Origin of the sequence: Jeotgalicoccus halotolerans, assembly GCF_003387165.1 — a bacterium.
GTDB classification, from domain to species: Bacteria; Bacillota; Bacilli; order Staphylococcales; family Salinicoccaceae; genus Jeotgalicoccus; species Jeotgalicoccus halotolerans.
The window spans coordinates 76,018-96,266 of sequence record NZ_QUMW01000009.1 but is presented as its reverse complement, the minus strand read 5'-3'; the positions used below and the strand labels follow the sequence as shown (position 1 = coordinate 96,266).

Sequence of the window (20,249 nt, the reverse complement as noted above, 5' to 3'; positions counted from 1 at the left end):
CCCTCCAAATTATTTTATCTTTAACTCATCGGACACCCACTACTTAAATGAATGCGGAATCACCGGTTAAGGCTCTGCCGATTACAAGGGCATTGATTTCGTGCGTGCCTTCATAAGTGTAAACAGCTTCAGCATCTGAGAAGAATCTCGCTATATCATACTCTGCAAGAATACCGTTTCCACCTGTTATTCCGCGTCCCATGGACACCGACTCGCGCAGTCTTAAGGCATTCATCATTTTTGCAGTTGATGTTGCCACTTCATCGTACTCGCCGTTCTCCTGCATTCGCGCAAGCTGAGCCGACAGTGCCATCGCATGGGACAGGTTACCCTGCATCATTGCCAGTTTTTCCTGAATAAGCTGGTATTTGCTGATTTCTTTGCCGAACTGCTTGCGTTGTGTGACGTAGTCAAGCGTTGCGCGCAGTGCACCTGCCATGGCACCCGTAGCCATATAAGATACGCCTGCACGTGTAGAATAAAGTATTTTGGCAATATCTTTAAAACTGTTTATGTTTTGCAGTCTGTCCTCTTCTTTAACGACTACATTATTTAAACGAATATTTGTATTCGGAATGATTCTTAAAGCAATCTTGTTCTCGATAATATCGATGTCGACGCCTTCCTGTTCCGGCCGGATAATAAAACCTTTGGGTTTTCCGGTTTCCACATCTACAGCAAAGAGTGGAATGACATCCGAAACATTAGCGCCCCCAATCCATTTTTTCGCACCATTAATCACCCATTCATCACCTTCACGCTTAGCGGTCGTTTCAAGACCTCCTGCAACATCAGAACCGTGATCCGGTTCAGTCAATGCAAAACATGTTCTCATTTCATGAGACTGCAGCTTAGGAATATAATGTGCAACCTGTTCTTTTGAGCCGCCGAATAAAAAGGCGTTATGGCCGAGCCCTTGATGCACACCAAGCACTGTCACCAGCGATACATCGAAGCGCGCCACTGTATAGGACATAAAGAACTGGAACAGCTGGCTCGGTGTTTTCGCTCCTTCACGACCTTCAAACAATAAAGGATTCCTGAAATAATTCAATTTACCCATCTCTTCAAAAAAGTCTTCAGGCACTGTTGCGTTCACCCAGTGATCGTTAATTGAATCGCGGTATTTGGATTCCAGCAGATCGTCCAGCTGTTTTAAAAATTTAACTTCTCCTTCAGTCAATTCTTTCGATACATTCATTAAGTCTTCCGGATACAATTCTTTAAGTGTCTGTTCTTTTTCTGTCATAATATTTCCCTCCACCTTATTAAGATAACGCTTTCAAATAACGTTAAAATTTTTATTGTACTATGCCGTTTTCCTGAGCTTTTTCATTCATTAACTGCTGGATTTCGAGCCGGTCCGGTTTAGCAGTTGAGTTCAATGGAATTTCTTTCATCTCGAGATAAAGTCTTGGAATCTTGTAACCTGCAATGCGTTCTCTGACATGCTTGTCCAGTATCTCTTCAAAATTCTCAGTTTCTTCCGTAAGCACTATCGCTGCAGAAACCGACTCTCCGTATTCAGGGCTCTCATAGCTGACGACAATAGCAGTTTTGACTATCGGGTGCTCTGACAGTGCCGCTTCAACTTCTGAAGGCAGTACATTTTCCCCGCCGGTAATAATCAGTTCTTTTTTACGGTTGACGATAAATATATCTCCGTCTTCGTCCATCTTCGCAAGATCTCCCGTCAGGAAGTAATCGCCGCAGAACGACTCTTTCGTTACATCCGGCTTATTCCAGTAACCCGGTGTCACCTGTTTTCCGCCGACCGCAAGTTCTCCGATTTCACCCGTTGCTACTTCGTTTTTATCTTCATCAAGTAATTTTATATCTGTAAACAATACCGGTTTGCCGATACTCATCGGTTTAACTTTGGCATTATCCGACGCATTTACCATGGCGAGCGGTGCTTCTGTTAAACCGTAACCGTTAATCAGCGTATACCCCATGCTTTCAAATTTCTTCTGAACAGCCGGCAGCGGTGCTGATCCTCCCTGAATGAGATATTCGATATTTTTAAAACTTTCAAGGTTAAAGTTATCCGCAACGAGCATAGCGTAATACATCGTCGGAATCAGCGATAAATAATCCGGTTCGTATTTCGCCATCAGATCGTTGAGCTCAGCACCGTCGAAGTAGCGGTGCAGCACAAGCGTTCCGCCTGCCATTAATAGCGGTAAGGCTGTGTCGTTTAAACCGTACACGTGGAACATCGGTGTTGACAGAATTGTCGTTTGTTTGGAATGTGTTCTGTATGTTAATGATGTATTAATTAAGTTCGTGACAAAGGAATCATAGGTGAACATTACACCTTTAGGCAGTCCTGTCGTTCCGCTCGTATACATTAAGGCAGCCAGTTCATCACTTTTTACATTTGCAGTTTTAAACGGTTTATGATTTTCCGGGTCACAGATTTTATCATATTCCGGTGAATCGACATCCATATGGAGCAGTCCTTCAGGTGTACCGGTTAAACTTTCTTTGTGTCTAAGTGAGTAAAAAATCATTTTTACGCCTGAATCTGAAATGACACTTTGAATTTCTTTTGGTTTTAAACGCCAGTTCATCGGCATATAAACCGCTCCCGTTTTAAAGCAGGCAAATAATAAGTCGAATATCGATACATCATTCGGTGCAAAAATACCGACAACGTCTCCTTTTTTAATGCCCTGATCTGTTAAATAATTTGCCAGGTTTTCTGCCCGTGCATTTAAATCCTGAAATGACCATTCCGTCCCTTTTTGCGGGTCTATTACTGCTGCTTTGACTTCATCGTAGTCGGATCTTGTTTTAATCCAATCATAATTCATTGATATCTTCCCCTTTGTTAATGATTGTTTTCAATTGTCTCTGCTAATTTCCCCCAGTTTTCCTGAAACAGTTCACTCTTGATTACTTTTAAATCCTTCGATATTTTCGGCTTAAAATCCATCTGCGAAAGCACATCTTTTTCTAGACTGAGCCCCGGAGCAATCTCAATCAGTTCCATCCCCTCATCAGTCAGCTGAAAGACAGCGCGTTCGGTAACATAATACACATTTTGGCCAAGTTCCCTTGAATAATCCGCATTGAAATCCATACTTTGAACAGTGTCGACAAATTTTTTGGAATGCCCTTCTGAATCAATTACCAGTTCATTATCTTTACAATGCGATTCGCTCCCGACGACCATCGTTCCTGAAAAAATCAAAGTTTTAACTGTCTGGCTGATATCGATAAAACCGCCGCTGCCGTTCATTCTCTCCCCAAACTGAGAAACGTTCACGTTACCAGCTTTATCTATTTCAGCAAAGCTTAGAAATGCAATATCGAGACCCCCGTTAAAAATAAAATCCCAAGTCATATCGTGACGCATTCTTGCATCCAGATTATAGTTCATGCCAAAATGATTTCTGCTTCCGATAATCCCCCCGAATATACCGGTATCAATATTCAATTTGACAAGATGATCAGCTCGCTCTTCACGCAGCACATTCGACAGCTCATTGTTAATTCCATAACCGATGCTGACCGCATGCCCGCGTTTTAAAAACTGTGCCGAACGCCGTAAAATAATTTTTCTCGCGCCGAACTCCAAAAACTTCTCCTTACTGTGCGAAATTCTGTGATGGCCGGATAAAGCGGGATCATAATATGTCTGTATCACCTGCTTATGATATTTTGGGTTTTTGTTTATAACGACGTAATCGACAAGCTCCGAAGGAACAAACACATCCTGCGGATTGAAACTCCCCTTTGCAATTATCTCTTTAACCTGGACGATTACTTTGCCGTTATTTTTCTTTGCAGCTGAAGCTGCACTGAAACCTTCACCGAGATGAGACTCATGCGTCATGAAAATGTTGCCATCCTCGTCAGCATATGTACCTCTCAAAAGAACAATGTCAATCTTCGGAAAATCGTAATGCAGATACTCTTCATTATTAATCTTCATTAGGGATACTAAGTCATCACGACTTGCATCATTCACTTTCCCGCCGGAAAGTCTGGGATCCACAAAAGTATTTAATCCGATTTTAGTAATGGTTCCCGGTGAAGAAAAAGCCTGATCGCGGTAAGAAATCGCGATGATACCCTGCGGCAGAAAATAAACTTCAATCTCATTGTTTTTAACCGCTTCAACAGTAACGGGAGAAGCGACCATCAGACTGGTAATAATTCTTTTAACCATGCCGCGAGAGACAAAAGAATCGAGATCAAAACCATCATCAAAATCGCTGATATCATTCGCGACGACAAAGGTTAAATTATCGAGATTCCCATGCTCATCATGCTGTTCTGCCAAATGCTTTAATACTTCCATCGGCAAGTTTCCTGTAGACAGAGCGGCAATAGAAATAACATCACCGCTTTTTACGATATTCCTTAAATCATCATATGAAATAATCTCCATACTCTATTCTCCCGACCTTGTAATATTCATTTAAAAATTCAACATATGACCCTTTCTTTATTTATCCCCTTCACTTTTTCAAATGTAACATCACGTTCAATTTTTGTAAACGATTTCATTTCATATTTTTTTTAAAAAACACATTATATAATTTCACACTAACTATTAGTACCAGCTTATATTAATTAGTATTTAACCACTGCTAGTATTGATAATTCAACGTTTATGACTATATATTTCTAAATAATATTCAGAAAATATTTATACCTTCAATATGAAATAATTATGACTTGACTTTAATGTAAAAAAATGGCCAAGTACCATAAATTGGTCCGTCCACTTTACCTTTTTCTGCTTATTTGAATTTCATTACTTAATCTCCTGCTTTCAAAAAAATTAAAAATTCATATAAACAAAAACAGACACGTATTAAATACGTATCTGTTCTTGTACTGCTATTTAATAATATGTAACGGACAGTGAGGGATTTGAACCCTCGAAACGGGGTTGCCGTTTACACGCGTTCCAGGCGTGCGCCTTCAGCCGCTCGGCCAACTGTCCAGAATAAAAAAACAGAAGTGCGATTACACTTCTGAGTATGACCCGTACGGGACTCGAACCCGTGTTACCGCCGTGAAAGGGCGGTGTCTTAACCGCTTGACCAACGGGCCAGACTCCACAGGTAGGACTCGAACCTACGACCGATCGGTTAACAGCCGATAGCTCTACCACTGAGCTACTGTGGAACAATAAGATGGAGCGGGTAGACGGGATCGAACCGACAACATCAGCTTGGAAGGCTGAGGTTATACCATTTAACTATACCCGCGAAGGTAATAAAGTAAATATGGTTCAGGACGGAATCGAACCGCCGACACTGTGAGCTTCAATCACATGCTCTACCAACTGAGCTACTGAACCGTGTTATATAAAATTTTGAATGGCGGTCCCGACGGGAATCGAACCCGCGATCTCCTGCGTGACAGGCAGGCATGTTAACCGCTACACCACGGGACCACTCTTATGTAAAAATATAAAATTGCGGGAGAAGGATTCGAACCTCCGACCTCCGGGTTATGAGCCCGACGAGCTACCACTGCTCCATCCCGCGCTAATATTATTTAACATATATTTAATGTCTGTTATATATACTATAGGTTTCCGCCGGATATTTCAAGTCTTTTTAATCATTTTCATATAATAAATTTACACTTTCTTAATTTTTGAAATTATAAAGTTGAATTGCCATTTTTAGGGTAAGAGTATTATAAATATTTAACAGGAGGGGTCTCATGAATAAGGGTGTTAATCAGTCGTACTGGTCTGCTTCGGTTGAACTGCCGAAGTTTCCCGAACTTAAAGAGAACACAGATTCAAATGTGCTGGTTGCAGGCGGCGGTATAAGCGGTTTAATGAATGCTTATCAGTTCGCTGTAAAAGGATATGACGTAACTTTAATTGAAGGCAATGAATTAGTCAGCGGCACTACAAAAAATACCACTGCAAGAATAACAGCACAGCAGGGTTTACTTTACAGTCAGCTGAAAAACCAGAAAGGCGCAGATACTGCTCAATTATATTATGAATCACAAATGAGTGCGATCGAAGAAATTGAGCGTATTGTAACGAAATACAACATAGATTGCGACTTCAAACGGACAGACAGCGTAATTTATGCTGAAGCTGAACATGAAAAATCAGTGAAAGACCTCGAAAAGGAAGATAAAGTATATAAAGAACTTTCTATTGATGGCTACTTATCAACAGACCAAAATAATCTTCCATTTGAAACAGCGGGAAGACTCGTTATGAAAAACCAGGCTGAATTCCATCCTCTTAAGTTTCTAAAAGGAATCATCGAAGTGCTGCAGGGCCTTAACGTAACTATATATGAACATACACGTGCTAAAAGTACTGACGGCAATACCCTTTCAACAGGTGATAATTACAAAATAACTTTTGATTACCTGATTATTGCAACTCATTTTCCATTTCTCGATCTTGAAAACTTCTACTTTAACAGTTTTAAAATCAGTTACGGCTACGGCCTCGTCGCGGAAACATCGACTCCGATACCGGAAAATATCTCGCTCAGCGGTTACGACGGCGCCGGACTGTCAATCAGGAATATCGTGGATAAGAGCAATGCCTTGCCTCTCCTCCTGTTCGGCGGTCTCAGTCACGGTTCTTACGAGCAAAAAGATATGGACAAGCAGCTCGACGAACTGGAGCATTACGCAGGACAGAAAACTGTAAATGAAAAAACCTTATATGCTTACCAGGCTCAGGATTTAATGACCGCGGATTCCCTGCCTTTTATCGGTTATTTTAACAAAAAGAATGAAAACTATTTTGTCGCATCAGGATTTAACAAATACGGTATGGCAAATGGTGTTCTGTCTTCGATGATAATCAGCGACTTGGCAGAGGGTAAAAATAATATGTATAGAGAAATGCTCGACCCTAACCGTAAAAAAGGAACTTTCCAGCAGTTAAAGCAGCACTTAACAAATCCGATGCATGTTGCGGAGTCGGAAATAAAAAGTATGACGGAATCTCATCCAGATTTCGATACGCTCGAGCTCGATCAGGGTGAAGGGACTGTTGCAAAAGACGGCCCGGTGAAAAAAGGTGTCTACCGCGACGGCGATATTTATTATGTCGTATCTAACCGATGCACCCACATGGGCTGCAGTTTAAACTGGAACAATGATGATAAAACATGGGATTGTCCCTGCCACGGCTCAAGGTTTAATTACACAGGCAAAGTGATTGAAGGACCGGCAACGGATAATCTGGATACTGATATCAGACCATACAAATAAAAAATAATCCCTCCTCAGGGATTATTTTTTATGATTTTCATAATATACAGTCATTGCCTGCTGCATGAACTCAGCCAGTCCTTCTCCAAATTTATCGATGTTTTGTTTAAACCTTTCATCTTCTGTATACATATCTCCAAGCTCTTTAAACATCTTAGGAGTATACTCTCCTATTTCATTTAAGTATTCATACCATTCGTGGATAAGTGCCTGCGCTTCTTTTGAATCTACTTCCATATGTCTCACTTTCGATAGTTCAGTATAGATGCTGTTAAACTTCTGTTCAGTGTCTTTTGCGCCCATTTTTTTGAGTTTCTGTTTTGACTCCTCAACAGCTTGACTCCCCCACTTTTCTCTCGCCTCATCTTCATAGGGATTTTGTGAAAAATCTAAACCTTCAAATTTCTCTTCATTTGTCATAATTATTTCTCCTTTTTCTTCTTTGATTGTCTTGTCTATCAGTTTTACAATACTTTCTAACCTCGCGTGTTCTTTTAAGATAATAGCTTTTTGCATTTGAAGCGCTTCTCTTTTAATATAGTACGGGCTGTCCAATATATCTTTGATCTGCCCCAGCTTAAAATTCAACTGCCTGAAAAATAGAATCTGCTGCAGTCTTGATATATCTTCATCTGAATAGTTGCGGTAGCCGTTCACAGCATCAGTTTCTGGTGTCAGCAGTCCAATCGCATCATAGTGATGCAGCGTTCTGACACTCACGCCTGAAAGCTCAGCCAGTTCTTTAATTTTCATTTCCTCACCTCTTAAATTTGAGTATAAACTATGACGCAGCGTCAAGGTCAACGCTGATTTTATAATTGTTTTAACAAGATAAAAACTATAATATAGAAGTAGTATTTACTATAAAAGGATGAGCGATAATGGCATCAGAAAACAACAGGAAGAACAATAAATTTGTCCGGCCGAGACATTTGAGAAAACTGGGCCTTCCGGGAATGATTGTAATACTTTTACTATTTATCGGAGTCACAGTATATAATGATAATTTTGCCGGTGAAGATAATGAAGAAGTTTCTGCAGATAACGAGGTAACAGTCGACCAGCATATCGACGGTGATACGACGCGATTTAATTACAACGGAAAGTCCGAAAGCTTCAGATACCTAATTATCAATACGCCTGAAATCGGAAGAAACGGTGAACATGATGAACCTTATGCAGAAGAAGCGTTCGAAAGAACACAGGAACTATTGGATAATGCTGATACAATAACTGTAGAATTTGATGAAGAAAAACAGGATCACTATGACCGTTATTTAGCTTATGTATATGCCGATGGCGAAATGGTCAATGAAATTCTTGTGAGAGAAGGTCTCGCCACTGCGGAGTATGTACATCCGCCTAATGACAAATACGAAGATTTGCTGAAAGAGGCCGAAGATGAAGCTAAAAGTGAAGGACTCGGAATCTGGTCAGAATAAAAAAACTGGGAATCCCGAATCGGATTCCCAGTTTTAATTTTTTAAGCTTCTACTTTGCCTTCTGTTTCAATCCAGTTTTGAGACCATTTTTCAATATCCCTTAACACAGGTTCAAGTGACAAACCTTTTTCCGTTAAAGAATACTGGATAACTACAGGCGTTTCTGGAATGACTTCGCGATTGATAAGACCTTCTTGTTCCATACTTTTCAAACGATCCGACAGCACTTTACCGCTGACACCCGTTGCCGCCTGAATTTCTCCGAATCTCGAATTACCGTCCAGCATCTGGTAAATAAGCAGCGCAGTCCATCTTTGACTTAATATATTCACCGCTTTTTCAAAGCGGGGGCACATTTCATTTTGAGACATTTATATCACTCCTTATTAAAATATAATATCACAAAAAAGCATCTAATAAAAGTAAAATCTATTACTTGCTATTACTTGATGATTAATATATACTTAGTTACATAAAGTTACCGAAAAGGAGAATACAATATGACCTTCCATAATGGAAATGCAACTTATGTAGAAAAAGTATCATTAAATATAAAGGATTTAGAACGTTCATTAAAGTTCTACACTGAAACAATCGGCTTTCAAGTCCTTAACCAGAACGAAACAAGTGCTGAATTAACTGCTGACGGTGAAAATGTACTGCTTATTTTAAACCAGACAGACAAAGAACGCACACATCCCCGTTCTGCAGGCTTGTACCACTTTGCCCTCCTTCTCCCTGAAAGAGAAGACCTTGCCTTAATGACAATGCATCTTGCGGCAAAGCAAATACCTTTAGGCTCAGCAGATCATCATGTAAGTGAAGCACTTTATCTGGATGATCCGGACGGCAACGGAATCGAAATATATATAGACAGAGAACCAGAACACTGGATTTGGAATGATAACCAGGTGCATATGGTGACTGAACCGCTGAACGCACAAGATCTTCTTAAAAACAGACCGGACCCCGAGGACTTTAAAGGATTGCCAAAAGATACTATAATGGGACACGTTCATCTTCACGTCAGTGAACTTCAAAAAACTGATGAGTTTTATACAGAAGGACTTGGATTTGAAGTCATCCTGAACTTTGGCGGACAGGCACTATTTATGAGCAGTGAGAAATACCATCACCATATCGCAGCTAACATCTGGAATGGGCTCGGCGCTCCTGCCCCCGAAAAAGGAAGTATCGGTCTCGATTATTATACTGTAGTCTACCCTTCCGACGAAGCTCTGAATGAAGCAGTATCAAGACTTAAAGCCCTCGGTTTTACTGCTGAAAAAGAAGATGGCTATACATTGGCAGTGGACCCTTCCGGCAACCACATCAGAATGCAGACACAGAATAGTCACAAATAATTGAAAGAGATTCTCAATTAGGGTTGACTCATTCTCATTAAGATTGTATATTAGTAATTGAAAATGATTATCAGTTAGAAATTAATAGGCCCCCTCTTATTAATAAAAAATCATTTTCAGCTACTTTAATCTATGTTTACACATTTATAAAAGCCATACCCAGACCCAGGGTATGGCTTTTTTAATTTACTTGTTTACAATGGCAGTAACCACTCAAGAAAAGAGGATTCTCTATGACTTTTAAATCAAAGATTGATTTATCCTTCAGTATTATGATGATTATCTGTATTGCTGTTATAGCATTAGCTGGGGCTTTTGCATTCTTTTTAGGTGCATCTGCATCCTTTTCAACCATCATTCTGCTTCTTATTGTTATTATCCCAATAATTCTTCTGCTTATACTGATGACTTTTAATACCCGATATACTTTTCACGATGATTATCTGCATGCAAAATCTGTAATTTTCGGCAGCAAAATCCCTTACAGAGATATTTTCAAAGTGCATCCGACTTCAAACTTCATCTCTGGTTACCGGATGATGACTTCTAAAGACGGCATCGAGATCCATTCGAGGAGCATTGCTTTCGGCAGTTTAAGAATTTCTCCCGAGAATAAGTCTTTATTCATCGAAGAACTAAAGAAACGTGCTCATCATGCCGATTATCAGGATATTTAAGCACAAAAAAAGAGACAGCCTCGGCTGTCTCTTGAAAGTTTTATATTATATCGCAGTGACGTTAGTAGCTTGTGGGCCACGTTGTCCTTCTTCGATTTCAAAGTTAACTTTTTGTCCTTCTTCTAAAGTTTTGTAACCATCAGCTTGGATTGCTGAGAAATGTACGAATACATCGTCTCCAGCTTCCTGTTCGATGAATCCAAATCCTTTTTCTGAGTTAAACCATTTTACTGTTCCTTCGTTCATAGAAAAAACCTCCTAGTGCTTTTGCACTTAAATATTTGCAATTGTTAATGTAAAAATTTTAAGAGTTTTTCAAACGAATGAAACAATTAAAATATTTGTTGATTAATAACTACCTTTTATATACTACAGTGCTTTTGTGTAAATGTCAACTATTTATAAGAATCTTTTTTATTTATCCTTAAAACTTACTCCAGCTCTTCCGGATGAACGAATCCTCTGTCTCTTTTCAAAGTTTCTTCGATGCCTTTAACAACCGCTTCCACATCTTGCGGCTTAAATAAATCCATCTTATCGATATCAATTACATAGACAGGAGATATTTCCTTGTTTTTGTATTCAGTGATAAATTCATTTTCATACAGATTGTAAAGATCCTGATAATATTTATATAAACCGGGATTGCCTTCAATTTGCTCAAAGTCTCTACCCCGTCTTTTAATTCTTTTCATCACTTCATCAAATGAACCGTGGACCATGACCATCAAATCCGGTGATTTTTTGAACAGCACCTGCTGTTTATATAAATCATTAAGTTCTTCCATCATATTCTCGTGTAAATCGAGGTAGGTTTCATATTCCGCTTCATCCATCGAGCCGTTTTCATACTGCAGTCTCGCAAAGATCATCGCATCTTCATAAATGGAACGGTCTAAAACAGAATTGGGGTGAGCCATTGCTTTCTTAATTGCTTTGAATCTGTGATTCAGGAAGAATACCTGCAGATGGAAGCTGTATCTTTCCGGGTCTTCGTAGTATTTCGCCAGAAAGGGATTGCCGTCTACTTTTTCTTCCAGCAGTTCGACTTCAAAATGTCTCGCTATAACTTTCCCCCACTCTGTCTTCCCTGCGCCAATTGTTCCTGCTAATGTAATCAATTTACCTTCACCTTTTCCATGGTTCATTTTCTTCACCAAATTTATATTTTTTCTTAAACTTATGTAAATAATATTTTCTATACAGAATTAAATTTAAGCCTTCATTATTTTAACAGAAAACTAATATAAAAGTAGTGACGGATTTCAGAAATTATGTTCAGGCATTAAACTTTCAGCTGGATAAGCTTTCATAATACACTTATCTTACTATGAAGAAAGGGGTAAGAGTTATATGAAACCCTATTACAGCGATGTATTCCAATTCAGAGGCAGTCATTACGATTTCGGATACTTCCAGGGAGAACAGCTGAGAGATTCTCCTATTTTACCAAATCGGGAACGTCAATGGCGCCCGAGAGAGAAACGCCACTTTGTCGTTAATACTGAGACGTCTATAAAGTTTTTAAAAGAGTTTGCACCTCAAATACTGGATGAAATTCGCGGACTCGCTGATGCCCTGTCCCTCGATATAAAAGAAGCATTAAAAAAGTTCGGCGGCTATTATTTGGAACTGACACGGAGCGGCTGTTCGATTTTTGCAGGCAATGATTTTTTCGTACGAAATTACGACAGCCATCCCCGTGGATATGAAGGCAGATATATTTTTTATCAGCCTACAGACAGAGGCTATGCTTTTATGGGACCGACTATGCAAATAACCGGACGGATTGACGGCATGAATGAAAAAGGTCTCGTTATCGGTTATAACTTCACCCATACTAAAAAATCCGGGGACGGCTTTATGTGCAGCATGATTGCTAGACTGATTTTAGAGACTTGTGCTGATACCAGTGAGGCAGCCGCTCTCTTGAAAGAAATCCCCCATCGCCATTCCTTCAGCTACGTTGTACAGGATAAAAGAAACATACCTTACGTAATAGAAGCATCACCGAGAAATGTCGCTGTCAGGCAGTCTAACGTCTGCACGAATCACTTCCATATGCTGCACGAAGAAAACCGCTACAGACAGGAAGAATCTCTCCAGCGTGAGAGAAATATAATAGACAAGCAGGAAAAGACAAACAGCGCATATGAAGCTTTTAAAATCATGAACAGTTTTAATGAAGGCATTGCCTCAACTAAGTACGATGCTTCCGCTGGAACGATTCATACGTCTGTCTATCTGCCGAAAGAGTTAAAAGCGCTGTTTGTTATCGGATTGGACAGAAAGCCGGTGATTTTTGATTTTAAGCAATGGCTGCGAGGAAAAGATATTAATATTACGAAAATTAAAGGGGAACTCGACTTCGGCAAACCTTTTGTTAATATGGAATGAGCTGGAATTTCAGTTGATTAACTAATTTAAAAAGGGCTGGTGATTCCCTTTGTCTGAAGAACTGCTGATTTTATTTTTAATTGTTATCGTTGCTTCATCTCTGCAGACGAGTACCGGATATGGATTTTCAATCGTCGGCACACCCTTTCTGCTGCTCGTGTTTCCATTTCACGAAGCTATTCAAATTAACATTATACTTTCGATCTGTTTATCGTCTGTAATGATTTACAGCATAAGAAATGAAATTGATTTCACGCTGCTTAAGAGGCTTGTTTACGGCAGTCCAACGGGGCTCCTTGCTGGCATCTTTGTATACCTGTTTATGGAAACAGCACTGATTAAATTCGGCGTTGGAATTATCGTACTGATATTAACTATGCTTTTAATCAGCAATCTTACTGTAAAGAGAACAGGATTCAAAGATACGGCAGCAGGCGGTCTGTCAGGTCTCCTGACTACAAGCATCGGTGTGCCCGGACCTCCGCTGCTACTGTACTTTTCTGGTGCGCGGGTAGACAAAACTGTGCTGCGCAGCACAACGCTCGCCTTCTATTTATTTGCCTATACCATCAGTTTGATTATGCAGATAACATTCGGCGAAACAAATTCAGAAATATGGGTATCATCCGCTCTTGCCTTGCTGGCCCTTTTCATAGGTGTAGCCCTCGGGCGGCTGGTATTTAAAAAGATTACCCAGAAGGTATTTTTAAATATTACTTATGTGATTTTGATATTCACAGGAATATATTTAGTAATAACGAGTATTTGAATTAACGAATCTAAAATTAACTTTTCACATTTATATGAAATATTTTCTATTTTTTGGTTTGAAGTATTTTCCTGAGGGAATTATTTAGTATGTCTCAATACGGGAGGATACTATGAAAGCATTAGATAATATTGCTCTGATCCTTTTAATCGTTGGCGGATTGAACTGGCTGCTGGTTGGACTTTTTGAGTTTGATTTAGTAGCAACAATTTTTGGCGGACAAGATGAATTACTGTCTAAAATCGTGTATGTACTAGTAGGACTTTCAGCCTTGTACAGCCTTAAGTTCTTAGGCTTAATCAACGCACCCAGAGTAGACAGAACAGATAGAAGAAATGTATAATATACAGCCGCCTCATTCAGGCGGTTTTTTATTTTTACATATGCCCAGTGCAAAACTTCATTTTTTTATTAGTGTAGAAAAACATAAAAGTATTAAAAAGCTAAGATGAGACGTTGATGATTGAGATCTTATACAGCATGATAAAAGTATAGTAACTTATTAAAGGCAGGTGTAATTATTGAAGAAGAATATTTTGTTTGGAAGTATTATTGCTTTGTTCTTCCTGACCGCATGCGGAGCATTCAATCGAGGTGAATCAGGAGAAGTTGAAGCTGAAGCAGTTGAAGAAAATCTTAATATTGGAGAAACGTCAACAATCGAAGGTATCTCTCTGACGGTCGACGATACCTATTATGCTGATAAAATAAACCGCTCGGCAAACACAAACCCGGATGCTATATTAATCGTCGATCTGACAGTTGAAAACAATTCAGGCAAAGACTATTCTCTAGGAGTCGACATCGACTTGTACGTGGATGGTGTTAAAACTAATACATATCCAGTTGAAAAGTTAATGAACCGGGTAGCAGACGGCGAAACCGCGAACGGTCAGCGGGCTTTTGAAATCAAGGGGGAACCATCAGAGTTTGAGCTGGAATTTTCACCTTCTAAGAGATTAAAAAGCGAAAAAGTAAGATATACAATTGAACCTGAATAGTTAGACAAAACCGCCCTCTGCTTTATAAAACAGAGAGCGGTTTTTTTATGAAATAAATATTTGTTGCTTTATAAATTAAGAACATTATTCTATCCTGCCTAAAAACTAAGCATCTCCTAGTTCGAAAGGAATTACCTTCTCCTCCCAGGACGCTTTATTTTCATTAATATAAATAATTAAGTCTTCAGGACTTTCAAAAATGTGTACAGTCTCATTATCGCTGTGGGTCGACAGTTCTGTAAACTTATAACCTTTTAATGGCCGCTTGGTAATAGTATACTCAATGCGTCCTGTTGTGAAAGTTAATGTTGTTTCAGTCGATACTACAATATCCCAATGCTCTGACTTAACTGTCTCAATCAGCTTCTTTATCTCAATCACTCCATTCTTCTTAAAATATTATACTATGTATTTTAAGTTTAAGATATTAAAAAGATGATTACGAGATACTAACTAATTTATTCTATATAAAAAATTCATTTAAAAGTATAAAACCTCATTAAACAATAAACAATTTTGTACTCAATTCTCTAAAGTAAATTTCTATTTCCACTTTAGAAAATCATTACATTTATTGTTGATTTAATGAGGTAAGTTGTTTCTTTATTACACAGATTTTCTTATTTAGTTAAAATTTTCTCTTGAGCCAAATAACTTAACCAAACCAAGTGAATGACTAATTAATAATAATATAGCTACTATTGCCAATGCACTAAGCCCTATAATGACCCCACTACTATTTAATACCAATAGCGGTATAATTGCTGTAAGAAGTCCGCCACCTAAAAACGGACTATATAAAGGCGCTCTTAATGCAAAACCTTGTCCAGCCTCAGTCTCCATTTTAGGATCTGCCGTCCTTAATAGCATTAATCCTATTGCTGTGACACCAGAATAAGCTCCATAATGAACTATAGCATTTTCGAACCATTCTTTAGGAAAGAATCTTGGACCAAGATAGTAGAAATACCACATCATTAAACCGACAGTGACTACCGTTAATATTATAAGTGGTAGCGCAAACTCTACTACAACAGGAATTTGTATCGAAGCTACAGCTCCTAATATAAGAAAATCTAAAGCTACTCCTTGAATACGATTCAAAGTTTTTTTATCTACAGTAATACTGTACTTCGTTCTCATTATTACCGCATTAACTATTAAACCACCAATCATAGCAAGTGGAAACAGTGGAATACCGGTTACAAATATATTCAAAACTTGTTGCATGAACCAACCTAAAATGATAGCGATTCCAATTAAACCTATATGAAAAGCTGTACTTTCAATCATGTCTGGATTCACAGTTTCAACTGAGTTTGCTGTTTGTTTATCAACAGGAATAATATCCTCAGTATCTTCAGTTGAAATATCTTTTTGATCTTTTATAACAGCACTATAACCTTTCTTAACTGCTATATTGATCATAATTATTCCAGATACTATACCGAATACTATACCTATCGTAGCAGTCGTTACTGCTAAAGATCCACCTTCGTCCCAACCAAGTGCATCATAAACTTCGAACATACCAGCCGCTGTTCCATGACCACCTGCCCATCCAACCTCTATAATAGTTGCAAAAATTTCGGGCACATCGAAGAATGGTAATATTAATAGGCTTGCTGCTAGAAGAGGTACTCCTATTTGTAATAAACTTGCTGTGTAACTAAAAATAAGATGTCTAATCATTAACTTAGATTTCCCTTTATTTTCACTCTTTTTAACCCCAAGCAGCATTGGTGCAAATACTATTGAAATTAATATACCTGCCAATGCACCCCATGCACTCACCATCTCTTCAGAGAATATACCAATTCCAAATGGTCCAAATATTATCCCTAATACACCCGCTATTAAAGAAGCAGGGATAAAATATTTTTTGAAAACCTTTAACTTTATACGAATGAATACAGCTACTACTAATAATAGTCCCATTACCATTATATAAAATAACAAACTGTTTAAAATACCTGAATCAATAGCATCAGTTGGTATCATGGTTTCCCCCCTTTATTCTTTAGTTAAAATAATTCTAGTTCTTTACCTATATTTTTATTCATTGCATTTTCATAAATTACTGAAGCTAAAGCTACGTCTTGTATGCCCATACCAACACTGTTAAAATAAATGAATTCTTCATCATTTTCTCGGCCTTTTTTTATATTATTTACAATTTCACCGATTTGGCCATAAATATTTTCAGGGTCAAATTCACCTTGTTCAAACATAATAGGTAAAGTTTCTACTCCTCTATGCTTTAATTCTTCCCAATCATCCACTACAATTTTATCTGCTTTATGAATTACATCAAAATGACTTTCATGACTCCCGACATGTAAGTAAAGCATTCCTTTTTCAATCCATTCTGCCTTAATTATAGGTTCCTTAGTAACAGTTGCAGTTACAAATACATCTGATCCTTTTACCGCTTTCTCAGCTGAATTAACAGTTTCAACTTTCAAATTAAGTCTCTCGCTCATTTCTTTACTAAAGGCCTCTGCGCGATCTACATTTAAATCGAAAATTTTTACGTTTTCTAATTTAGGTAATACTTGATTCAATGCTAATAATTGTGTTTTACTTTGAGCACCTGCGCCAACTAAACCAACAGTTTTTGAATCCTTTTTAGCTAAATATTTAGCTGCTACACCTGAATTAGCTCCAGTTCTTAATGCACTAATTAACATTCCATCCATAACTGCTTTGGGTATAAATGTTTCATAATCATTTAAAACTATTATCGCTGAAGCTCTTGGTAAATTATATTTTTCCGGATTAGTAGGTGAGCTCCCTATCCATTTAATACCCACACTATTGAAAGCGCCTCCAATTGATGCCGGCATAGAATTAACTCTCCCCCTGGTGCTCTCTGAATCAAAATCTCCCCATCTTAAAACAGTTTTAGGCGGCAATACATAATCTTTTTTATTATGTAAAGAATAAACTTCTTCCATTACTTCTATTGCTTGTTTGATATCGTCCCCGCCACTTTTGATAATTGATTCCTGATTTAAAAACAATATTGAATTATTCATTTCTCTTCCTCCTAATTATTATTAAAGTCAATTTAACACAATTATTCTTGCTAATCAACAATTATTATTGTTTATTATAGAATTTTCTGACTTTTATTTGACAAGTGATTTATTTAATTATACAATTTTAGCAATAAATATTGCTTTTTAAGAATTAAAATTGCAAGGAGAGATAATATGAAATTTACAATAATTGGGGCCGGTAATGGAGGATTAGCTTTTTCAGCAAAATTGAAAGAAAGGGGTCATACAGTAAACTTGTATGATAAATTTAAAGAGGTTATTGATCCCATAATTTTAAACAATAATATTATTACGTATAACAATATCGATTACATCATTGATTTAGTTACAGATAATTTACAAGTTGCTCTTGAAGGAAGTGAGTATATTTTTATAATTACCCCTTCTTTCGCACATAAAGACTTAAGTAAAGAAGTTGTTAAATATATCGATAGTCAAACAATTGTTTTACATCCTGGTCGTACAGGCGGAGCCATTCAATTTAAAAGAGTTTTTGAGTTATATGACAAAAACAATATTATTGGAGAAACGGAAACTTTATTGTTTGCATGTAGGAAAGAAGCTCCAACTGAGATTACAATCTATGGTACAAAAAAAAGTGTAGGTCTTGCTACTATACCTAAAGAAAAAGCTCCTCAAGTGGTAAAAGATTTAAATAGTATACTCCCCTATTTTGTTGTATATAATAACGTATTAGTTACAAGCTTTAGTAATATCGGAGCTATGTTGCACCCAACACTTTTCTTGTTTAATCTATCTCGTATAGATAATGCTGATTCATATAACTTTTACCAAGAAGGTATCAGTCCTTCTATTGCAAAATTTATTGAGAAACTAGACTATGAAAGACTTTTAATAAGTAAAGCATATGATATAGATGTAATAGGAGTTTACGAATGGTTGGAAGACAAATACGGAAGAGACGATACTGAGCTATATGATAGAATACGATATAATACTGAGTATCAAGATATTGTTGCTCCAGAGAGTATAAACTCACGTTATATTTTAGAAGATATTCCAATGAGCTTAGTTCCTTTATACTATTTAGCTAGAAGAAAAAATATCAATGTACCTACGATGGAATTGGTCATTAATCTCGCATCTTCTATCTATAATCAAAACTTTTTAGAAACAGGAAGAAGAATATGTAATATTCAACAATATTCTTAGTAATCATTTTCAAATATACTACTAATCGTAAATCCCATAGAAAACGAGGCTTTTAATATGTCTATATTCACACAAATTCAAGATTCTATAGAATCTGCCAGCGAGGCAAAAAAAAGAGTTGCATACTATATTTTAGATAATTGGCTCGAAGCAGCTTTTACTACCGCAAGCAAAGTTGCAAAATCTGCGAATGTCAGTGAATCTGTTGTGGTTAGGTTTTCTCAAGACCTTGGATATAGTGGATTTCCAGATCTTCAGAAAGTTATTCAAGATATAGTTAAAAAAAGACTAGCTATGCCAAAAACACAAAATATTAATACTGAGAATAAACAAACTAATGATGATGCTGTTTCTATTGTTTATAATCAGTCTGTTTCTAACTTAAACCAAACAGCTTATAACAATAAACTCGAAACATTTGTAGAGTTTAAAGAAGCAATTAAAAATGCTCGAAAGATATTAATTGTTGCTCGAAAGAACTCATACGGTCCTGCACATATGTTGAATGTACACATAAATGAGTTTTATGCAAAATCTACTCTTTTTAATGGAGAAACACTTGAAGCATTAGATTATATTCGCGGAATGAATAATGAAGATTTAGTAATTTTCATCTCTATCCCCACCTATTCTTCAAGAATGGGAAACCTTAGTCAATATGTGAAAGAAAAAAATATAAAACAGATTGCTATTACAGATAATCACTCAACAGATATAAGTAATAATGCGAGTATCTTATTGATTACAAATGTAGAAGCAAATTCATACTCAAACTCGCATGTTTCTACAGTTATGATTATTGACATTCTTAACTATTTATTAGCTCTGCAAGACAGCTCGACTTTATTCAAAAACGTTGAAGAAATGAACTTTTTGAATGAACGATTTGGTTTTTCTAAGTAAATTACTTACAAAAATAAAAGCTCAGTCTTCTTAAGATTGGGCTTCTATTCAATTATATAATATTATAAATATTTAGAACAAACGTTTGTTCTTTTTCGAAAGTTAAAAATTTGAAGCAACAGCTATACTTAATTGATTTAATAATTTTGTATAGTGTTACTAATCTGATTAATACTAAGCAATCTACAACTCCTAATTTCACACTTACTGCAGACCCTTTTTACATGCATATTTTAA

The 20,249-nt window shown here is 37.3% G+C and carries 20 protein-coding genes and 7 tRNA genes; 10 read left to right on the top strand and 17 right to left on the bottom strand.

The window, feature by feature from the left end; translation table 11 throughout:
* Positions 1-43: 43 nt before the first annotated feature.
* From fadE to DFR63_RS01735, 10 genes are all read right to left on the bottom strand, one after another.
* Complete coding sequence (gene fadE, locus DFR63_RS01780) at positions 44-1,249, bottom strand: acyl-CoA dehydrogenase FadE (RefSeq protein WP_115884034.1); 1,206 nt, start codon at positions 1,247-1,249, stop codon at positions 44-46.
* Positions 1,250-1,301: 52 nt separating this feature from the next.
* The gene (fadD, locus tag DFR63_RS01775; RefSeq protein WP_115884033.1) at positions 1,302-2,816 is read right to left on the bottom strand and encodes a long-chain-fatty-acid--CoA ligase FadD; all 1,515 of its coding nucleotides are present in this window, start codon (positions 2,814-2,816) and stop codon (positions 1,302-1,304) included.
* Positions 2,817-2,833: 17 nt separating this feature from the next.
* Entirely contained in the window at positions 2,834-4,399 is a 1,566-nt protein-coding gene (gene fadX / locus DFR63_RS01770) for a fatty acid degradation protein FadX (RefSeq protein WP_115884032.1), read from the bottom strand.
* Between the two features lie 473 nt (positions 4,400-4,872).
* Positions 4,873-4,960, bottom strand: a tRNA-Ser gene (locus tag DFR63_RS01765).
* Positions 4,961-4,998: 38 nt separating this feature from the next.
* Positions 4,999-5,070: transfer RNA gene (locus DFR63_RS01760), tRNA-Glu, on the bottom strand.
* 3 nt (positions 5,071-5,073) lie between these two features.
* Positions 5,074-5,145 (bottom strand) — tRNA-Asn (locus tag DFR63_RS01755).
* A gap of 9 nt (positions 5,146-5,154) precedes the next feature.
* Positions 5,155-5,228, bottom strand: a tRNA-Gly gene (locus DFR63_RS01750).
* Between the two features lie 19 nt (positions 5,229-5,247).
* Positions 5,248-5,320 (bottom strand) — tRNA-Phe (locus DFR63_RS01745).
* 20 nt (positions 5,321-5,340) lie between these two features.
* A tRNA-Asp gene (locus DFR63_RS01740) sits at positions 5,341-5,416 on the bottom strand.
* A 22-nt stretch (positions 5,417-5,438) separates the two neighbouring features.
* Positions 5,439-5,510 (bottom strand) — tRNA-Met (locus DFR63_RS01735).
* Positions 5,511-5,691: 181 nt separating this feature from the next.
* Between DFR63_RS01735 and DFR63_RS01730 the strand changes: the two genes are divergently transcribed.
* A complete protein-coding gene (locus DFR63_RS01730; protein ID WP_115884031.1) occupies positions 5,692-7,224 on the top strand; it encodes an FAD-dependent oxidoreductase in 1,533 nt (510 codons plus the stop codon).
* Between the two features lie 21 nt (positions 7,225-7,245).
* Here the strand turns inward: DFR63_RS01730 and DFR63_RS01725 are convergent, their stop codons facing one another.
* Positions 7,246-7,977 carry a MerR family transcriptional regulator gene (locus tag DFR63_RS01725; protein WP_115884030.1) on the bottom strand — a complete coding sequence of 244 codons (732 nt, stop codon included), beginning with the start codon at positions 7,975-7,977 and terminating at the stop codon, positions 7,246-7,248.
* 128 nt (positions 7,978-8,105) lie between these two features.
* On the opposite strand from DFR63_RS01725, the gene DFR63_RS01720 reads away from it, so the two are divergent.
* Positions 8,106-8,666, top strand: coding sequence for a thermonuclease family protein (locus DFR63_RS01720; protein WP_115884029.1), 561 nt, complete (start codon positions 8,106-8,108; stop codon positions 8,664-8,666).
* 41 nt (positions 8,667-8,707) lie between these two features.
* On the opposite strand, the gene DFR63_RS01715 is transcribed toward DFR63_RS01720, so the two are convergent.
* Positions 8,708-9,037, bottom strand: coding sequence for a winged helix-turn-helix transcriptional regulator (locus DFR63_RS01715; protein WP_115884028.1), 330 nt, complete (start codon positions 9,035-9,037; stop codon positions 8,708-8,710).
* A 129-nt stretch (positions 9,038-9,166) separates the two neighbouring features.
* On the opposite strand from DFR63_RS01715, the gene DFR63_RS01710 reads away from it, so the two are divergent.
* Together DFR63_RS01710 and DFR63_RS01705 are read left to right on the top strand one after the other, a co-directional pair.
* Positions 9,167-10,030: a VOC family protein gene (locus DFR63_RS01710; protein ID WP_115884027.1), complete on the top strand. Its 864-nt coding sequence runs from the start codon at positions 9,167-9,169 to the stop codon at positions 10,028-10,030.
* Positions 10,031-10,263: 233 nt separating this feature from the next.
* Entirely contained in the window at positions 10,264-10,707 is a 444-nt protein-coding gene (locus DFR63_RS01705; protein WP_115884026.1) for a PH domain-containing protein, read from the top strand.
* A gap of 45 nt (positions 10,708-10,752) precedes the next feature.
* Here the strand turns inward: DFR63_RS01705 and DFR63_RS01700 are convergent, their stop codons facing one another.
* Together DFR63_RS01700 and DFR63_RS01695 are read right to left on the bottom strand one after the other, a co-directional pair.
* Positions 10,753-10,953: a cold-shock protein gene (locus DFR63_RS01700; protein ID WP_115884025.1), complete on the bottom strand. Its 201-nt coding sequence runs from the start codon at positions 10,951-10,953 to the stop codon at positions 10,753-10,755.
* Positions 10,954-11,138: 185 nt separating this feature from the next.
* The gene (locus tag DFR63_RS01695; RefSeq protein ID WP_115884024.1) at positions 11,139-11,855 is read right to left on the bottom strand and encodes a deoxynucleoside kinase; all 717 of its coding nucleotides are present in this window, start codon (positions 11,853-11,855) and stop codon (positions 11,139-11,141) included.
* Between the two features lie 205 nt (positions 11,856-12,060).
* Here DFR63_RS01695 and DFR63_RS01690 point away from each other — a divergent pair, with 205 nt between their 5' ends.
* From DFR63_RS01690 to DFR63_RS01675, 4 genes are all read left to right on the top strand, one after another.
* On the top strand, positions 12,061-13,104 hold the full coding sequence (locus tag DFR63_RS01690; protein ID WP_115884023.1) for a C45 family autoproteolytic acyltransferase/hydrolase: 1,044 nt from the start codon (positions 12,061-12,063) through the stop codon (positions 13,102-13,104).
* 49 nt (positions 13,105-13,153) lie between these two features.
* A complete protein-coding gene (locus tag DFR63_RS01685; protein ID WP_115884022.1) occupies positions 13,154-13,873 on the top strand; it encodes a sulfite exporter TauE/SafE family protein in 720 nt (239 codons plus the stop codon).
* Between the two features lie 112 nt (positions 13,874-13,985).
* Positions 13,986-14,216 (top strand): DUF378 domain-containing protein, encoded by a 231-nt coding sequence (locus DFR63_RS01680; RefSeq protein WP_115884021.1) that lies wholly within the window; start codon positions 13,986-13,988, stop codon positions 14,214-14,216.
* A 178-nt stretch (positions 14,217-14,394) separates the two neighbouring features.
* On the top strand, positions 14,395-14,874 hold the full coding sequence (locus DFR63_RS01675; RefSeq protein WP_115884020.1) for a DUF4352 domain-containing protein: 480 nt from the start codon (positions 14,395-14,397) through the stop codon (positions 14,872-14,874).
* Between the two features lie 105 nt (positions 14,875-14,979).
* Here DFR63_RS01675 and DFR63_RS01670 read toward each other — a convergent pair whose 3' ends face one another.
* From DFR63_RS01670 to DFR63_RS01660, 3 genes are all read right to left on the bottom strand, one after another.
* Complete coding sequence (locus DFR63_RS01670; RefSeq protein ID WP_115884019.1) at positions 14,980-15,255, bottom strand: hypothetical protein; 276 nt, start codon at positions 15,253-15,255, stop codon at positions 14,980-14,982.
* Positions 15,256-15,498: 243 nt separating this feature from the next.
* Positions 15,499-16,875 carry a sodium/glutamate symporter gene (locus DFR63_RS01665; RefSeq protein ID WP_115884018.1) on the bottom strand — a complete coding sequence of 459 codons (1,377 nt, stop codon included), beginning with the start codon at positions 16,873-16,875 and terminating at the stop codon, positions 15,499-15,501.
* A 23-nt stretch (positions 16,876-16,898) separates the two neighbouring features.
* Positions 16,899-17,912: an ornithine cyclodeaminase family protein gene (locus DFR63_RS01660; protein ID WP_115884017.1), complete on the bottom strand. Its 1,014-nt coding sequence runs from the start codon at positions 17,910-17,912 to the stop codon at positions 16,899-16,901.
* A gap of 177 nt (positions 17,913-18,089) precedes the next feature.
* Here DFR63_RS01660 and DFR63_RS01655 point away from each other — a divergent pair, with 177 nt between their 5' ends.
* Together DFR63_RS01655 and DFR63_RS01650 are read left to right on the top strand one after the other, a co-directional pair.
* Positions 18,090-19,109, top strand: a complete 1,020-nt coding sequence (locus DFR63_RS01655) for an NAD/NADP-dependent octopine/nopaline dehydrogenase family protein (RefSeq protein WP_115884016.1) — start codon at positions 18,090-18,092, stop codon at positions 19,107-19,109.
* 57 nt (positions 19,110-19,166) lie between these two features.
* A complete protein-coding gene (locus DFR63_RS01650) occupies positions 19,167-20,012 on the top strand; it encodes a MurR/RpiR family transcriptional regulator (protein WP_115884015.1) in 846 nt (281 codons plus the stop codon).
* Positions 20,013-20,249 lie beyond the last annotated feature (237 nt).

Bases quoted from the DNA above. Each gene is read 5' to 3' on its own strand.
- fadE (WP_115884034.1), bottom strand. From the start codon at position 1,249: ATGACAGAAAAAGAACAGACACTTAAAGAATTGTATCCGGAAGACTTA.
- fadD (WP_115884033.1), bottom strand. From the start codon at position 2,816: ATGAATTATGATTGGATTAAAACAAGATCCGACTACGATGAAGTCAAA.
- fadX (WP_115884032.1), bottom strand. From the start codon at position 4,399: ATGGAGATTATTTCATATGATGATTTAAGGAATATCGTAAAAAGCGGT.
- DFR63_RS01730 (WP_115884031.1), top strand. From the start codon at position 5,692: ATGAATAAGGGTGTTAATCAGTCGTACTGGTCTGCTTCGGTTGAACTG.
- DFR63_RS01725 (WP_115884030.1), bottom strand. From the start codon at position 7,977: ATGAAAATTAAAGAACTGGCTGAGCTTTCAGGCGTGAGTGTCAGAACG.
- DFR63_RS01720 (WP_115884029.1), top strand. From the start codon at position 8,106: ATGGCATCAGAAAACAACAGGAAGAACAATAAATTTGTCCGGCCGAGA.
- DFR63_RS01715 (WP_115884028.1), bottom strand. From the start codon at position 9,037: ATGTCTCAAAATGAAATGTGCCCCCGCTTTGAAAAAGCGGTGAATATA.
- DFR63_RS01710 (WP_115884027.1), top strand. From the start codon at position 9,167: ATGACCTTCCATAATGGAAATGCAACTTATGTAGAAAAAGTATCATTA.
- DFR63_RS01705 (WP_115884026.1), top strand. From the start codon at position 10,264: ATGACTTTTAAATCAAAGATTGATTTATCCTTCAGTATTATGATGATT.
- DFR63_RS01700 (WP_115884025.1), bottom strand. From the start codon at position 10,953: ATGAACGAAGGAACAGTAAAATGGTTTAACTCAGAAAAAGGATTTGGA.
- DFR63_RS01695 (WP_115884024.1), bottom strand. From the start codon at position 11,855: ATGAACCATGGAAAAGGTGAAGGTAAATTGATTACATTAGCAGGAACA.
- DFR63_RS01690 (WP_115884023.1), top strand. From the start codon at position 12,061: ATGAAACCCTATTACAGCGATGTATTCCAATTCAGAGGCAGTCATTAC.
- DFR63_RS01680 (WP_115884021.1), top strand. From the start codon at position 13,986: ATGAAAGCATTAGATAATATTGCTCTGATCCTTTTAATCGTTGGCGGA.
- DFR63_RS01665 (WP_115884018.1), bottom strand. From the start codon at position 16,875: ATGATACCAACTGATGCTATTGATTCAGGTATTTTAAACAGTTTGTTA.
- DFR63_RS01660 (WP_115884017.1), bottom strand. From the start codon at position 17,912: ATGAATAATTCAATATTGTTTTTAAATCAGGAATCAATTATCAAAAGT.
- DFR63_RS01655 (WP_115884016.1), top strand. From the start codon at position 18,090: ATGAAATTTACAATAATTGGGGCCGGTAATGGAGGATTAGCTTTTTCA.
- DFR63_RS01650 (WP_115884015.1), top strand. From the start codon at position 19,167: ATGTCTATATTCACACAAATTCAAGATTCTATAGAATCTGCCAGCGAG.